13 protein-coding genes and 1 pseudogene are annotated in these 14,823 nt (G+C 67.2%); 7 read left to right on the top strand and 7 right to left on the bottom strand.

Features of this window, described 5'->3' with window-relative positions:
- The first annotated feature begins 84 nt into the window (after positions 1-84).
- Positions 85-624, top strand: a complete 540-nt coding sequence (locus A6E15_RS16660; RefSeq protein ID WP_076147869.1) for a heme NO-binding domain-containing protein — start codon at positions 85-87, stop codon at positions 622-624.
- Between the two features lie 13 nt (positions 625-637).
- Here A6E15_RS16660 and A6E15_RS16655 read toward each other — a convergent pair whose 3' ends face one another.
- From A6E15_RS16655 to A6E15_RS16645, 3 genes are all read right to left on the bottom strand, one after another.
- On the bottom strand, positions 638-2,440 hold the full coding sequence (locus A6E15_RS16655; protein WP_245800589.1) for a CARDB domain-containing protein: 1,803 nt from the start codon (positions 2,438-2,440) through the stop codon (positions 638-640).
- A 105-nt stretch (positions 2,441-2,545) separates the two neighbouring features.
- Positions 2,546-5,752 (bottom strand): isoleucine--tRNA ligase, encoded by a 3,207-nt coding sequence (gene ileS, locus A6E15_RS16650; RefSeq protein ID WP_076147867.1) that lies wholly within the window; start codon positions 5,750-5,752, stop codon positions 2,546-2,548.
- A 95-nt stretch (positions 5,753-5,847) separates the two neighbouring features.
- Entirely contained in the window at positions 5,848-6,501 is a 654-nt protein-coding gene (locus A6E15_RS16645; RefSeq protein ID WP_076147865.1) for a hypothetical protein, read from the bottom strand.
- Positions 6,502-6,645: 144 nt separating this feature from the next.
- Here A6E15_RS16645 and A6E15_RS16640 point away from each other — a divergent pair, with 144 nt between their 5' ends.
- The gene (locus tag A6E15_RS16640; RefSeq protein ID WP_076147863.1) at positions 6,646-7,218 is read left to right on the top strand and encodes a helix-turn-helix transcriptional regulator; all 573 of its coding nucleotides are present in this window, start codon (positions 6,646-6,648) and stop codon (positions 7,216-7,218) included.
- Between the two features lie 172 nt (positions 7,219-7,390).
- Positions 7,391-8,407 (top strand): hypothetical protein, encoded by a 1,017-nt coding sequence (locus A6E15_RS16635; RefSeq protein ID WP_076147862.1) that lies wholly within the window; start codon positions 7,391-7,393, stop codon positions 8,405-8,407.
- 152 nt (positions 8,408-8,559) lie between these two features.
- On the opposite strand, the gene A6E15_RS16630 is transcribed toward A6E15_RS16635, so the two are convergent.
- Positions 8,560-8,790, bottom strand: a complete 231-nt coding sequence (locus A6E15_RS16630; protein ID WP_066300284.1) for a hypothetical protein — start codon at positions 8,788-8,790, stop codon at positions 8,560-8,562.
- 140 nt (positions 8,791-8,930) lie between these two features.
- Here A6E15_RS16630 and A6E15_RS16625 point away from each other — a divergent pair, with 140 nt between their 5' ends.
- The 3 genes from A6E15_RS16625 (at position 8,931) to A6E15_RS16615 (ending at position 10,697) form a co-directional block, all read left to right on the top strand.
- The gene (locus tag A6E15_RS16625) at positions 8,931-9,638 is read left to right on the top strand and encodes a uracil-DNA glycosylase (RefSeq protein WP_076147860.1); all 708 of its coding nucleotides are present in this window, start codon (positions 8,931-8,933) and stop codon (positions 9,636-9,638) included.
- Between the two features lie 32 nt (positions 9,639-9,670).
- Positions 9,671-10,090: an HIT family protein gene (locus tag A6E15_RS16620; protein WP_076147859.1), complete on the top strand. Its 420-nt coding sequence runs from the start codon at positions 9,671-9,673 to the stop codon at positions 10,088-10,090.
- 376 nt (positions 10,091-10,466) lie between these two features.
- Positions 10,467-10,697, top strand: a complete 231-nt coding sequence (locus A6E15_RS16615) for a hypothetical protein (protein WP_076147857.1) — start codon at positions 10,467-10,469, stop codon at positions 10,695-10,697.
- Here the strand turns inward: A6E15_RS16615 and A6E15_RS16610 are convergent.
- The gene (locus A6E15_RS16610; RefSeq protein ID WP_076147856.1) at positions 10,689-11,717 is read right to left on the bottom strand and encodes an A24 family peptidase; all 1,029 of its coding nucleotides are present in this window, start codon (positions 11,715-11,717) and stop codon (positions 10,689-10,691) included. The genes A6E15_RS16615 and A6E15_RS16610 overlap by 9 nt on opposite strands.
- A 48-nt stretch (positions 11,718-11,765) precedes the next feature.
- Between A6E15_RS16610 and A6E15_RS16605 the strand changes: the two are divergent.
- Positions 11,766-12,299 (top strand): annotated as a pseudogene (locus tag A6E15_RS16605) (HPP family protein).
- 561 nt (positions 12,300-12,860) lie between these two features.
- On the opposite strand, the gene fer reads toward A6E15_RS16605, so the two are convergent.
- Together fer and A6E15_RS16595 are read right to left on the bottom strand one after the other, a co-directional pair.
- Positions 12,861-13,250 carry a ferredoxin Fer gene (gene fer, locus A6E15_RS16600; protein ID WP_076147854.1) on the bottom strand — a complete coding sequence of 130 codons (390 nt, stop codon included), beginning with the start codon at positions 13,248-13,250 and terminating at the stop codon, positions 12,861-12,863.
- 347 nt (positions 13,251-13,597) lie between these two features.
- Positions 13,598-14,779 (bottom strand): inorganic phosphate transporter, encoded by a 1,182-nt coding sequence (locus A6E15_RS16595; protein WP_076147852.1) that lies wholly within the window; start codon positions 14,777-14,779, stop codon positions 13,598-13,600.
- Between the last annotated feature and the right edge of the window lie 44 nt (positions 14,780-14,823).

Raw genomic sequence — 14,823 nt, 5'->3', positions numbered from 1 at the left:
TAAGTAGTCGCCGGACACGGGTCTAGGTGGTATCGCGTCGCACGCCACGGTCGGATCGACCGCGCGGCGGCAACGCGGGGGAACATGCACGGAATCGTCCACAAGACCCTCGAGGAGTACGTCGTCGAACGGACCGACGACGACACCTGGGACACGATCGTCGAGCGATCGGAACTGGAGCCGAAGCTGTATCTGCCCGTCTCGCATTACGACGACGACGAGATCGACGCCATCCTCGAGACGCTCTCGGGGATGGCGACACAGGACAGGGCCGCGATCGAACGCGACTTCGGCCGGCGGCTGGCCCCGGAGCTGCTCTCGACGTTCAGCGCACACGTCGGCAGCGACTGGGACCTCCCCGAGTTGCTGGTCGGCCTCGAAGACGTCTACGACGACATCGAAACCGCCACCGACGAGACGTCACTGCCGGAGCTGTCCTGTACCCGCGAGTCCGATCACGCGACCGTCACGTACGACACTCACCGAGACCGCCGGTACTGCGGGCTCGCCCACGGCATTCTCGACGGACTCGTCGCCGCGTTCGACGCCGACGCGACCGTCACGAAGACCGACTGCGTCGAAGACGGGGCCGACGCCTGTCGGTTCCGGGTCGACTTCGAGTGAGGCGGCGCGGGCATTACCGTCGCCGCGGCGCGAACGCGATCGCGAACAGCAACAGGAGCGCACCGAGCGCCGCCGGCACCCCGAAGCCGGGAACGCCTTCGAGCGCCGCGGCCGGCCCCGTCTCGCCGACGCTGACCGTCGCCGTTCGATCGCCGGCGCCGATCTCGTACCGACCCGCCTCGTCGAACCGGAGTTGGGCTTCGACCGTCGCCGTCCCGTCGGGGCGGACCGCCACCGGTCGCTCGGCGGCGACGCCGTCGATCGTCCTGAACGCGAGGACGGCGGCTCCGGGACCGTCGGCGGCAGCCTCGACTGTTGCGGTCGCCGTCACCGCCTCGCCGGGGTCGGCCGACTCGGGCTCGAGTCGGAGGTCGGTGACGGTCACGCTCGGGGCCGAGCGGACGACGGCCGTCAGCCGGTCCGAGCCGATTCGCAGGACGTACGTCCCGGGATCGGCGGGCGTCCACGAGAGCCGGTGAGAGCGGTCCTCGCCGGGCGCGAGCGTCCCCTGCCGGTGATCGACGGTCCTGCCGTCGGCCCCCAGCGTCAGGTCGTACGTCCCCTCGCGCTCGCCAACGTTGTCGACCGTCGCCGGGACCGTCACCGCCTCGCCGGCGGGCACGACGATCGCCTCGTCAGTGCCGGCCTCGACGCCCGCTTCGGACGCCGACCACCGCGGCCACTCCTCGCCGGCGACCTCGATCGGGCCGGTGCCGAACCCGGACGCGAAGCTCGCGACCGACTGGTCGAACGCGGCCCCGTGATCCGACCGGCTCCACACGTCGGGCGTCGCGTCCGTGCGGGTGTAGCGCTCGGCGTCGGTCCGAACGGCCGTCCCGCCGTAGGCCTCGATCGACTCCAGGAGGTCCGCCTCGGTCACCGCGTCATCGTCGGCGTTCAGTTTCCGGACGACGTCCGCCAGCGTCCGATCCCCGTCGGTCGCGACCCGTAACTGTCGGTCGATCTCGCCGGCTACAAGCGCGCCGTTGACGTAATCGGTGCGCTCGTGGTCCCACGTCGCGGGGTCGGCGAGCGCGCCGTCCGCGTAAGGCGACTCCGTCCCGCGCTCGAGCAGTCGGCTGAACTGCTCGAAATCGGTGTATCCGGCCTCGAGGGCCAGCAGTCCCGCGTGGTAATCCGCCTGCCCCTCGACGACCCACTCCGTCTCGGTCGTCGTCCCGTCGGCGGTGTTTGCAAAGCGCTGGCGGACGTGGACGTACTCGTGGAGCCAGGCCGGGTTCGGACCGTCGAGCGGTTCGTCCGCGACGACCCAGGCGTCGGACTCGCCGTACTGGATGCCCCGCAGTCCCCAGTCGACGGTGTCGGGGACCGCGACGACGAACGTCTCGTCGGGTCGCGCTCCGACCTCGAGCCGGTCGCTCGCGTCGGCCAGCGCCGCGAGGATCGCGTCGGGCGACTCCTCGAGTGTCGCGGCCTCGGGGACGGCCAGCCGGAACCGCTCCCCGTCGACGGTCCGCTCGCGTTCGGTCACCGCGCCGAAGAACGCGATGTCGCCGCCGGTCGCGCCGGGGCCGTCGACGCGGACCGTCTCCTCGATGCCGACGGGATCCGTCCGGCGCAGCGAGATCGCCACGTCCGGAACCGGGACGACCGCCCACTCGCCGGTGTCGACGAAGGAATACCCCTCGCCGATCGCGTCGGCACCCCGCTCACCCGTTCGATCGGCCGGCATCGTATATCGTACCGTCGGCTCGTCGGTCGTCCCCGTCCACTCGAGGCTCCGCTCGCCGGTCCGCTCGAAGCCGGTGGTCGACTCGACGGTCGCACCTCGCTCGAGCGCGATCTCGGCATCCACCTTTTTCCGCTCGGGTCGCTCACGATGTTCGCGACCGCTCACGCAAAAATCTGGACCAAAAACCAGACCGGTCGGCTTCGCCTCCCGGTCTGTGAATTACCGGTCTCAGTCCGACGCCTCGGCGGCCGCAAGCGGCTCGAGCGCGATCTCCATCGTCACGCCCTCGACCTCCCACTCCTTGCGGTGGCCGTCCTCGACCTCGCGGCGCTCGTCGGCGCGGACTTCCTCGCTGATGAGGTCCGTGCGTTCGGCGACGAGATCGGCCACGCGATCGTCCTCGATCGTGAGATCCAGCGCGATCCGCTCCTCGACGTCGAGGTCGAGGTCCTTGCGCATCTCCTGAACCCGGCGGATGACCTCGCGGGCGTAGCCCTCGCTCTCGATGTCGTCGGTCAGCGAGGCGTCGACGTAGACGACGCCGCGGTCGTCGCCGTCGAGGCCGAAGGCGGTGCCGGCGACGTCGTCGGGGGTCTGAGTCACGAACGAGACCATCTCGTCGGAGATCTCCTCGTCGTCCTCGAGGACGTCGGACACGGCGTCTTCGATCGCCTCGAGACCCGGCTCGTCGATGCGGGCTTCGTTGAGCGCGTTCATGACCTGTCCGGCGCGGTCGCCGAAGGCCGGCCCGAGTTCGCTCATGTCGGCCTCGGCGCTGTAGGCGAGTTCGCCCCAGCGCTCGTCGGGCGAGACGAGTTCGATCTCGCGGGCGTTGAGCCGCTCCTCGAGCAGGCCGGGGTGGCGGGACACGGCCTCGACGACCCGCTCGTCGTCGGCGGCGACGACGACCCGCGGGACGGGCCAGCGAAGCTTGCGGCCGGCCTGCTGGCGGGCGTTCGCGCCGGCTTCCTCGATCGCGCGGAGGAGCGCGACGTCGGTCTCGAGTTGTTCGTCGGCCCAGTACTCCTCGACTGCGGGCCAGTCCTCCATGTGGACGGTCGGGTGGCCGTCGTCGCCGGTCAGCGTGCCGTAGATCTCCTCGCTGATGAACGGCGCGTAGGGAGCCAGCAGCGCGACCGTCTCCCGCAGCACGCGGTAGAGCGTCGCGTAGGCGGCCCGTTTCGAATCGCTGTCGGCCTCGTCCCACATGCGCTCGCGGACCGCCTGCACGTAGAATCGGGAGACGTCCTCGACGACGAACTCGAGGAGAGCGTCGATGGCCTTGTCCTGGCGGAAGTCCTCGAACGCGTCGGTCATCTCGGCCTTCGTGGACTGCAGCCGAGCGAGGACCCACTCGTCGAGGGGCTCGAGGTGGTCGTCGACCGACTCGAGGGTCGTCTCGGTGGGATCGAACTCGTCTAACCGCATGTACGGCAGCGGGAACCGGAAGACGTTCCACAGCGTCCGGAGGTGGTTCTCCATCGTCTGCATCCCGTCCCAGTCGAAGCGCATGTCCTCGCCCTGCGGGTTGTTCGACAGCAGGAACAGCCGCATCACGTCCCGGCCGTGGCGGTCGATCGCCTCGTGGGGATCGATCAGGATGTCCTTGGACTTGCTCATCGCGCGGCCGTCGGGCATCAGCGCGTGGCCGTGCATCAGCACCTCCTCGTAGGGGCTGTCGCCGAGCGCGGCGGTGCCCATCCCCAGCTGGGACCAGAACCAACCTCGGGTCTGGTCGTGGGCCTCGAGGATGAAGTCGGCGGGCCAGAGTTCGTCGAAGCGGCTGTCGTCGGAGGGGTAGTTCAGGGTGCCCCACGAGGCGACCGAGGAGTCGAGCCAGACGTCGAAAACGTCGGGGACGCGGGTATAAGTGGTCCCGTCCTCGGTGATCGTCAACTCGTCGACGGTGTCCTTGTGGAGGTCGACCTCGTCGGGGTCGATCTCCTGATCGACCCGCTCGGCGAGTTCCTCGCGGTCGCCGACGACGATGCGGTCCTCGTCGTCGTCGCGGTCCTCGGGGGTCCAGACGGGCAGCGGGATGCCCCAGTAGCGCTGGCGCGAGACGTTCCAGTCCGGCGCTTCCTCGACGAAGTCACGGAAGCGGTTGTCGCGGGCCCACTCGGGGTGCCACTCGCTGTCCTCGATGTTGTCGAGCAGCTCGTCTTTCACGTCGGTGATCGTGATGAACCACTGGTCGGTGACGATCTGGACGATGCCCGTGTCACAGCGCCAGCAGTGGCCGTAGCTGTGGGAGATCGTCTCCGACGCGAGCAGGTCGCCGTCGTCCTCGAGGTCGGCGATGATCTCCTCGTTGGCGTCGCGGACGAACTGTCCCTCGTACGCGCCGCCCTGATCGGTGTAGACGCCGTCGCTGCCGACGGGACAGAAGATCGGGAAGTCGAGTTCGCGGCCGCGCTCGAAGTCCTCCTCACCGTGGCCGGGCGCGGAGTGAACGAGGCCGGTCCCGTCGCCGTGCGTGTCGACGTAGTCCGCGGCGTAGACCTGACAGGCCCCCTCGTGGTCGGGGTGGGCGGGGACGCGGTCGGCCATCGGGTGTTCGTAGGCCCACCCGAGCAGGTCCTCGCCGGTGTGTTCCTCGACGACTTCGTAGTCGTCGTAGCGGCCCGCTTTCAGTACCTCCTCGAACTTCGGCTCGGCGACGTACAGCAGTTCCTCCTCGCCGTCTCTCTCGGCGCGGACGCCGACGTACTCGCCCTCCTCGTCGACCGCGACGAAGGTGTTGGCGGGAATCGTCCACGGCGTCGTCGTCCAGATGACGAGTTTCCCGTCCCGGTCCTCGAGGTCAAACTTGACGTAGATCGAGGGGTCCTCGACGTCCTCGTACTCGACCTCGTTGTTCGCGATCGCGGTCTCACACCGGGGGCACTGCGAGATCGATCGGTGGCCCTTCTCGACTAAGCCGCGGTCGGCGGCGTTCGAGAATCCCCACCACGCGGCCTCCATGTACTCCGGTTCGACCGTCTTGTAGGGGTCGTCCCAGTCCATCCAGACCCCGAAGTCCTGAAAGTCCGCCTGCAGGCCCTCGAGTTGCTCGTCGGCGTAGTCCTTGCACTCCTGGATGAAGTTCTCCTCGCCGAACTCCTCGATGTCCTTTTTGTTCTCGAAGCCGAGTTTCTCCTCGACGCGAGTCTCGATAGGGAGCCCGTGCATGTCGTAGCCGGGGCGGTCGGTGACGTCGTACCCCTGCATCCGGAAGAAGCGGAGGTAAACGTCTTTCAGCGACTTGTTCCAGGTCGTCCCCATGTGGGCCGACCCCGACGTGTACGGCGGGCCGTCGACGAAGAAGAAGGACTCACCGTCGGACCGATGCTCGACCGTCTGCTCGTAGGCGTCGACGTCGTCCCAGTACTCGAAGACCCGCTGCTCGAGTTCGTGGGGGTCGTACTGGTCGTCGACCTCGGCGAACCTGCTCATACCCGACCTAATCGCCTCCGGCAGTAAAGAGGAATCGATATCGCGGGTCCCGCGCGGTATAGCCGCAGTGTCGGCTCGGCGTCGTCGCAGGCAGCTCAGTCCGTGACGATGACGACCCGCTCGGCCGCCAGATCGACCTGCGCTTCGTATCGCGGCTCGCTCGATCCCGGTTCGCTGATCTCGACGGTGACGTCGTCGTCGGCGTACGACTGCTCGGCGGGCGAAATCACGACTTCGTCGTCTCCTTGCTCGACCGAGGAAGGTTCGGATTCGACGTCGAACGTCCGGACCTCGGTCCCGTTTTCCGCCTCGACGACCGTCCACTCGGAGCCGGAGATCGACGTTTGCTGCACCGAGTCAGCGTGGATCCCGTAGATGGGTTCGACCGCGAGTTCGTACTCGTCCATCGACGCGAGCCGCCGTGTGACGGTCTCGTTGTCGCGCGCGATCTCGAGGGCGCGGTCGCGTTCCGCGTCCGTCAGCGGATCGGCCGGTTCGGAATCGACGGTCAGTCGCCCGTCGGCCGCCGCGATCTCGATCGACTCGGTTCCGGAGACGTTCTCGAGGACGGTGACCTCGCGGTCGCCGTCCGAAAACGTCACGTCGGTTTCGGAGACGCTGAACTCGCCGCCGGGGCCGGCCGCGATCGGGTCGCCGAGCCCGACGGCGGCCCCCGCCCACGCCGTTCCGACGCCGAACGACGCGAGAGCGAGCAACGCGATCACCCGGACGACCACGGGACGGTTCATACGTACGTCGTTGTCCGGAAGCCCCCATCAACGTTGTGTCGAAACTCGTTTGAAACGCGTTTCAGGCCTGTTTCAGGGTCGTTTCACGGCTGTTTTCCCGAACCGAATCGGAGGTCATTAGGAGACGTGTTCGAATGGCGACCTATGGACCTGCGGGCCCTCCACACCAGACAGCTCTTCGCGGCGGTCCTCTTTCTCGCGTCGACGATCGTACTGGCGATCCAACTGATCAACCCGTCGCCGGTCATGGTCACGGTCGGCGAAAACGGGACCGAAGTCGCCGAACTGGGCGGCTACTTCGAATACGCCGACGTCGCAGTGATCGCGGTCGCGGCGTGTTCGCTCGGCGCGAGCGGCACGTACATCCTCCTCGGAGACGGAGGCGCGGACTCCGGCACGGCGCGGCGACGGCCGAACGGCGACGAGGAACAGGCGGGACCGGCTCCCGCCGAAACGAAAGCCGACGGCGAACCGAGCGACGAACTCCTCGAGGCCCGCCGCCGGGAGTGGGAGGAGACGGCCGAGCGACTCGCGAACAACGAGCGCGAGATCTACGAGACGCTGCTCGAGGCCGACGGCGTGTTGCCCCAGAGCGAGATCGTCGAGCGGACCGACCTGTCGAAAGCGACCGTCAGTCGGGGATTGGACGGCCTCGAGACCAAGAACCTCGTCGAGCGGAAGCGACGCGGGATGGGGAACACGGTCCTGCTGTTGTAGGGATCATCCGCAAATCTGCCGAAATGCCGCCCGTAACCGTTCCGAAACTCGTTTTCAACGGGTGCCTAAGGGGGCTTTCAAACGACCCGTAACCGGGCGACGCGAACGACCGACCCGGCGGAACGATCGACGCCCGTCGACGGCCGGTCGTCGCGATCGCCCGAGAGACATCATGCAAACGAAAACGAAACTGACCGCACTCGCGCTCGCGGTATTGCTCGCCATCGGGACCGGTGGCGTCGCCGCCGCGACCGGCGCGAGTTCCGGGACTGACGAACCGGCCGACGAACCGCACCACCAGTCGACGATCGACGTCGACGGATACGAGTTTACGGTTTCGAACGAAGACGACGGGTTCGGCGCGGATCGAACCGCCGAACTCGAGGCGATCCCGGCGATGGTACTGAACGACGACGAGGCCGGGGACTGGCTCCGCGATCACGTCGAAACGGACGACCTAGTCCTCGAAGTCTACGGCTCGCTACAGCGGGACGACGACAGCGCGCACGTCCGCATCCACCCGGATCGAACGGCCGAACACGGGGACGCGCGTCCCCTGCTGGAGGCGACGGTCGACACCGATACCGGCACCGTCGACGTCGTCGGCACCGACACCGATCCCGTCGAGTCGGATACCCGACTCGAGGCCACGGAAGCGACCGATATCGACGTGTCCGACCGGCGGATCGAACTCGTCGACGACGGCGCAATCGTGGACGACCTGTCGACCGACGTGGCGTCCACCGTGGAGTCTGTCACCCGGTTCGACGTCCGGTCGGTAGCGACCGGCGACGACGGGGAGACGTTCACCGTCGATACCGACGCCGACGACACCGACGGTGCGTCGACCGACGCCGAACTCGCGGTCCGCGATCCGGACGGCGAACTGACCGACGCCGAACTCGAGACGGTTCGAACGCTCGTGACGAACGACGAAGAGGCGACGGAGCGGTTACGGGATCGGTTCCCGACCGCCGAGACGATCACGCTGGCCGTCCACGGCGTCGAGCCGACCGGTGACATACACGTCGACGCTACTGCACCGGGTGACAACCACGAGACGGCGGTCGTCGTCTCCCCATCTAGCGGCGACGTGTCGGTCGATGCGGCCACGCTGCTGGAAACCAGTGAGAGTAGCCGGATCGATACCGACGGCTCGACGGTCGTCTGGAAGAGTAACGACACATAACGGACCGACGCTCACCGACATCCGGTGAGCGCGACTCGAATCGGCGCTCACGCCGATCGCACGGCCGCCGTGCGATCGGTTGTGACACTGTCAGCAGCGATCACTTGGATCGGTTGCGACGCGCGGTCGAAATCGACCGGCGAACGGACGACTCAGACGTACTCGGAGAGGACCTTCTGGTAGCCGACGCCGTACGCACCGGCATACAGCATGAGGCCGCCGAGCGCGCCGAGCCACAGGGCGATCATCGCCTCACCCGCACCGAGGTGCTGGAGGCTCGCCTGTTCGACGAGGACGCCGCCGACCGTCAGGGCCCCGGCGACGACGGTATAGAGGAGCAGTTGCAGTGCTTCCGCGAGCAGTTCCGGCCCGATGGATGTCATCAGTGTCCCCAGTACCCACCCACACAAGGTAAACCTGTCCCCTCGCGTGCGACGCGTCCGCACGGGCGGCGACGACGACTCGACCGGCAACCGCGACCGGGAACCGACTCGGCTAAACCGCTGGGGACGTAGTCCGGACCGTGCCCGCGTCCGATTCCGAGACCGACGCCGACGACGGTTCGGCGACCGGCGACGACCCTCCCCTCCCGACCGACCGCAACGTCCTCGAGCCCGACTGCACGCGCTGTCCTCGACTGGCCGAGTCCCGCGAGTGCATCTCGTGGGGGACCGGCCCGCCCGACGCGAGCGTCGTGGTCGTCGGCGAGGCCCCCGGCTACGGGAACCCCGAGGCGGACCGCTGGCGGGGCGGTAACTGGACCGGCAAGGCCTACACCTCGAGACACTCCGGTCGCCGAATCCGGCGCATACTCGCCGAGGTCGGCTACGGCGACGACGCCTACTACACGAACGCGGTGAAGTGTTTTCCTGCGGACGCCGACGACCCGACCACGAACCGCGAGCCGACGCCCGAGGAGCGCGCGGCCTGTCGATCGCACCTACTGACCGAACTCGAGGAGATCGATCCGATAGTCGTTCTGGCGACCGGCAAACACGCGACGAAGACGGTACTCGCGGCCGAGGGGCGAGACCTCGGGGGCTTTCTCGACAGCGTCCTCGAGCCGGTCCGATGCGACGAGCTGGACGTGTGGCTCGTTCCGGTTCTACATCCCTCGTATCAGGACGTGTGGATCGGCCGGTTGGGAGACGAACCCGCGGAGTACCTCGGCGCGATCGGCGAAACGCTCGACGACCTGTGTCGCGGCCCGGCCCGCGGTGACGGCGAGTAAGCTTCTTACCACGAGGCGACACATACCCGCGTATGAGTACGATCTTCAGCCAGATCGTGGAGGGTGAGATCCCCGCGCGGATCGTGTACGAAGACGAGACGACGATCGCCTTCCTGGACGCCAACCCGCTCGCGCCGGGCCACACGCTCGTCATCCCCAAAGACGAGTACGAGCGGCTGAACGACGTCCCCGACGACGTCGCCGCGGACCTCTACGACACCGTCCACCGCATGGTTCCCGTCGTCGAGGACGCGGTCGACGCCGACGCGACCACCGTCGCGTTCAACAACGGCGAGGAAGCCGGCCAGGAAGTGCCTCACGTCCACTGTCACATCGTCCCCCGGTTCGAGGGCGACGGCGGCGGCCCCATCCACGCCGTCGCGGGCGAGCGGCCCGACCTCTCCGAGGACGAACTCGACGACATCGCCGACGACATCGAATCTCGAGCCTGACATCGCGACCCGATTCTCGCGCGGCCGGCGGCGTCTCGAGCGGGCCGACCGCGTTCCGCGAGCTGCTCGCGGCCCACGATCTCCGCGGGGCGAACGCGGAGTACGACACCGACGCGGACAACCCCTCGTTCGCGGGCGAGTTATAGTAGCTCTTGAAAGTCAATGCACACCCGATCGCAGGACAGCGTTGTGAGCGGTGTGTAAATCGTTTCAAGAGCTACTATAGAGTCTGGGCCCCGCCACCAGTTCGTCGATACCGAAACGCGGGGCGACGATCAGTCCTACGTCGTCGGTTGAGCGCCGACGCCGGCGGTGTCACGCGATCCGCGCAAGAGACCGCCGTGACGTTTTTGCCGTCCGCACGCGACCCTCGCGTATGGCCATCGCCGGCATCGTCGCCCAGTTTCGCGCCCACCCCGTCGCCACGATCCTGGAACTCGGCAGCGTCCTCGTCTGCTGTCTGCTGTTCGCCGGCACCTTCGTCCTCCTCTCGACCGGCGTGCCGACCGGACGGGGCGGTCCGTGGCTCGTCCTGATCGGCGCGGGCGTCGCCTTCGTCCTCTTCTGGACGGCGCTGGTGCCACTCTACGAGCGGACCCTAGAGTAGGGTCCCGAGCAGGAGGTCGCCGTAGACCAGCGCGATCACCAGTCCGGCGAAGATCGGCACCAGGAACGGCGTTCCCGGCGATATCCAGACCGTCTCGTTCTCGGAAAGCACCTCGAGTCCCTCCCGGAGTGTCTCGGGCGTCGTGCCGTAGGCCGATCCCTCGATGTCGTCCAGGAACGCCTCGGCACCCCACGGATCGTCGACCGCGGGCGCTCCCCGCGCGTCGGACGCCGCGGTCGCGGCCGTCTCGGCCTCGGCCCCCTCGAGCGTCCCGCCGTCGCCCCGGAGGTCGACGTCCGCGGTGACCGCGCCGTCGGTCGGCGGATTCGGCTCGTTCGGGAGGGTCGCGGGGTCGCGGTACCGCTCGGGGGCCTCACGTAGCTCGGCCAGTGAGAGCCCGCGCCAGCGCAGGTACATCCGCAGGGCATCGAGGTCGAGGCCGCCCCGCGAGAGCCCCGTCGGCGTCTCGAGCAGGCGGCCGTGGGTCTCCGGGATCCGGTCCCACGAGACCGGCCAGCCGACGAACATCACCGGCGCGATCCGACCCGCGGCGGCGTTGCGGATCGCCAGCGCGACCGGGAGCGCGACCGCGACGAGGACGGCGTTGGTCAGGATCGTGAACGAGAAAGCACCGATCCGGGTCGGCTCGAGCGGCAGCGTCGCCGCTCCCAGCGCGTACTCGGGGAACATCGGGAACAATACGGCGAGAACGAGCAGGGCCTTCGCGTCGGCTCCGCCGAAGCCGCCGACCCACCAGAACAGGTAGGCGATGGGGACGACCAGTCCCAGGCTGATCGCCGTCGGGACGAGGAAATCGTAGGTCCAGGCGGTCCCGCCGGCGGTCCAAGCGAGCCAGCCGTCCCAGACGAGTAGGACGGTTCCGAGTACCGAGAGGGGGATCCAGACGGTACTCGAGACGCGCCTGGACTCGATGTCGCGGTAGGCCGTCCAGGCGAAGACGGGGACGGCGACGAGTCGAAGGAGGTCCGGCCACGTCGCCACGGTACCAGCGAGTGTCACGGCCGTTCCTCCGAAGCGCGGTGCCGTTACGTTTTCGGCCTCCCGGCGATCGTCACAGCAAACGGCAGATCCGCCCGTCCGCCGAACGTCTCGAGCAAGAGAGACGGTGCGGCCTTCTCGACCCACCGGCGTTTTGCTCGCGGTGCCGGGCCTGCTGGCGTGGGTGTCCGGGCAGGCGCTGCTCTTTCCGAGTCTGGGGCCCACGGCGTTCCTGCTGGCGACGGTCCGCGAGGGGGAGGTGACCGCGCCGTGGCGGGTGATCGGCGGCCACGCCGTCGGGATCGTCGCCTACCACACCATCGCGCCCGGGCTCGAGGTCACGACCGCCGCGCCGACGTTCGTGGTCGACCAGCTTCGGCTGGTCACGAGCGGCGTCGTCGCCGTCGCGGTGACCGCGGGCAGGATGCTCGCGATCGAGGCGGTCCGCGCGCCGGCCTGCGCGACGATCTTGATCGTCGCGCTGGGGCTGCTGGCGTCACGTTCGAGGGCGCGCTCATCGCGCTGCCCGTCGTCCTCGTCGGCGTCCACGAACTCGTCACCCACGATCGGCCGGTCCGCGAGTCCGTGCCGACCGGACGCTGAGGCCGGCGTCAGGCGTCACTGAACTCGTCGAACAGCGCCGAGAGAACGTCGAGTTCGTCCTCGAGATAGTGCTGTAATCGGTCCGTGGCGAGTGTCATCACCAACAATTGAGAGTTAGATCAATTAATTATTGTGGTCGAGATTCGAACACGCCCTATTCATTCGTTTTAAATCGGATAGTCGAGGAGTGAATCATGAAGCAGTGGACCAAGTTATTGAAAAAGAATTCAACTGATGGATCGCGGAGAGACAGTGGCCCGGCCGGGAACAACGGCCGGGACGACCGGCAGGGAGAACTCGTGGCGGGGCAACGACTCCGCTCTCGAGATGAACGGTGTCACGCGCGAACGGCCGGGACCGATGGAGCGGGGAAGAGCGCTATAGTAGCCGCTGAAACGATTCACACACTGATCGCAACGCTGTCGTGCGATCGGGTGTGCAATGACTTTCAGCGGCTACTATAGGATAACCGAACCCGACGAGCCGGTGACTGCGGAACCAACGGAGCGGCGGAAAACGCGACCGAAAGAGAGGTCGCCCGTCACAGCGCCGGTGCGCTGTTTAAATGACGCGGTTCTGCAGGTAGTCGAGGTGCTTTGCGTTGTAGACGATCTTGACCTCGTCGGTCTCGGCCGAGCCGATACAGGTCAGGCGGACGTTCTTCTCTTCGACTTCCTCGTCGGAGAGAATCTGCTGCATGTCCATGTCGATCTCGCCTTCCTTGACGATCGCCGCGCAGTTCGCACAGGCACCTGCGCGACACGAGAAGGGCCAGTCGTAGCCCTGAGCCTCGGCCGCCTCGAGGATGTATTCGCCCTCGGCGACATCGAGCGACCCGTAGTCCTCGTCGTCGAGGCCCGCGTCTGCGGCCTCATCGAAGAGGTCGTCGTCGTCCATGTCCCAGCCGTGGTCGTCCAGTACTTCGTAGTTGAGGTATTCTACCGTGGGCATCAGTCTTCGGTTCGAGTCCCGCACTGGTATAGCTTGCTGTTCAGTCCTAAATTGTCTATGAGTCAGAATCGACCAATTCGAAGGAAAGAATCACCCTGTTCGTTACAGGATCGGCGGACAGTCCCGAGAACAAAAAGAAATGTGGAACGGAACCCGTCAAGTAGTGGTTGTATTTGCCGAATCCGAAATCAACCCCGACACGGAGGTGAATCGTCGCTGGTCGCCGAGGCGGTGGCCTCGGACCACGTTCGGTCCTCCTCGGGGAGACACGGAAGAACGCATCGAACGGTCCCGGTCGGCACAGAGGGCCTCGGGACGCGATAAACTGGCCGTCGATCCGCGAGCGGTCAGAACCCGAAGATCGGGACGAATCGGAAGGTGAAGTAGGCCCCGACCGTCGAGATGGCCGGGACGACGTTCTGCATCAGAATGACTCGAGCGGTCGTCGAGGGATCGAACAGGTCCGAGGCCTTGGGGATGTCCTCGACGTCTTCCTCGCCGATTTCGGGGGAGCGTTCGCCCTCCTCCTCGGCGGTCAGCGCGCCGACCGAGACCCGGGTCTCCTCGCCGCGGGCGGCGTCGGACAGCGTCGTCGTCCGGGTGGCCCGACCCCAGCCCAGCCCGACGATGCTCATCGTCGCGATGACGACGAAGCTGGCGGGGACGCCGATCGACGACAGCCCGATGACGATCCCCGAACTGATGACCGCGACGACGATCGCCGCCGTCAGCGGCAGGTTCGTGATGTCGTTGCCCAGCGTGTCGAGCGTCCGGCGGGCGATCGTGAAACAGCCGACCGCGACCGCCGCCGAGCCGATCAGGATCAGCGGCACCATGTCGACGTCGCCGGTGCCGTAGATCGGCGCGATCGCGTTTGCGATGTTGCTCGTCCCCGAGGAAAAGCCCATGAGACAGCCGATCGCGACGACGGTCAACGCCCCCGTGATCTCCCGGCGGTCGGCGTCGGCGCCGAACTGGAGTCGCGGGACGAGTCCGGACCGGTCGATCGAGACCATCGGTCGACCCCCCTCTTTCGATTCGATGGCGATCCAGGCGTTGATCCGCGGGTAGAAGTACCGGCCGACGACGCCGGCGACCCAGAACCCGAGGATCGGCGCGACGATCCACCAGACGACGATCTCCCCGAGAACGTCCCAGTTGAGTTCGCCGGTCGCCATCCCCAGCGCGGCGATGGCACCGACCGCGGTCATCGACGTCGATGCGGGGACGCCGGCGTAGTTGCCGACGAACAGCGCGCCGCCGATAAAAAAGAGGACGGCGACGTTCGAGCGCAGCGTGAAGATCGAGGTGTCGGTAACGAGTTCTTCGCCGAGCGTCGTGACGACCTGCGGGCCGATGGTGTAGGCCCCGACGAAGAAGAAGATCGACATCAGGCCGGCGGCCATCACCTTGGTGATCACGTTCGCGCCGACGGCCGGTCCGAACGCGGGGCCGGTCGTCGAACCACCGATGTTGAATCCGACGAAGACGGCGACGAGGAGCCCCACGATAAGCAGTACTTCCGGCACGTTCGGACGTGACGAGAGCCGACCCTAAAAATCACGCTATTCGA

Source organism: Natrinema saccharevitans (assembly GCF_001953745.1).
Taxonomy (GTDB): Archaea; Halobacteriota; Halobacteria; order Halobacteriales; family Natrialbaceae; genus Natrinema; species Natrinema saccharevitans.
This window is presented reverse-complemented; position numbering and strand designations above follow the sequence as displayed.

Excerpts from the sequence above, each read along its gene's own strand:
- A6E15_RS16635 (WP_076147862.1), top strand. The coding sequence starts at position 7,391 with ATGCAAACGAAAACGAAACTGACCGCACTCGCGCTCGCGGTATTGCTC.
- fer (WP_076147854.1), bottom strand. The coding sequence starts at position 13,250 with ATGCCCACGGTAGAATACCTCAACTACGAAGTACTGGACGACCACGGC.
- ileS (WP_076147867.1), bottom strand. The coding sequence starts at position 5,752 with ATGAGCAGGTTCGCCGAGGTCGACGACCAGTACGACCCCCACGAACTC.
- A6E15_RS16660 (WP_076147869.1), top strand. The coding sequence starts at position 85 with ATGCACGGAATCGTCCACAAGACCCTCGAGGAGTACGTCGTCGAACGG.
- A6E15_RS16630 (WP_066300284.1), bottom strand. The coding sequence starts at position 8,790 with ATGACATCCATCGGGCCGGAACTGCTCGCGGAAGCACTGCAACTGCTC.
- A6E15_RS16620 (WP_076147859.1), top strand. The coding sequence starts at position 9,671 with ATGAGTACGATCTTCAGCCAGATCGTGGAGGGTGAGATCCCCGCGCGG.
- A6E15_RS16615 (WP_076147857.1), top strand. The coding sequence starts at position 10,467 with ATGGCCATCGCCGGCATCGTCGCCCAGTTTCGCGCCCACCCCGTCGCC.
- A6E15_RS16640 (WP_076147863.1), top strand. The coding sequence starts at position 6,646 with ATGGACCTGCGGGCCCTCCACACCAGACAGCTCTTCGCGGCGGTCCTC.
- A6E15_RS16645 (WP_076147865.1), bottom strand. The coding sequence starts at position 6,501 with ATGAACCGTCCCGTGGTCGTCCGGGTGATCGCGTTGCTCGCTCTCGCG.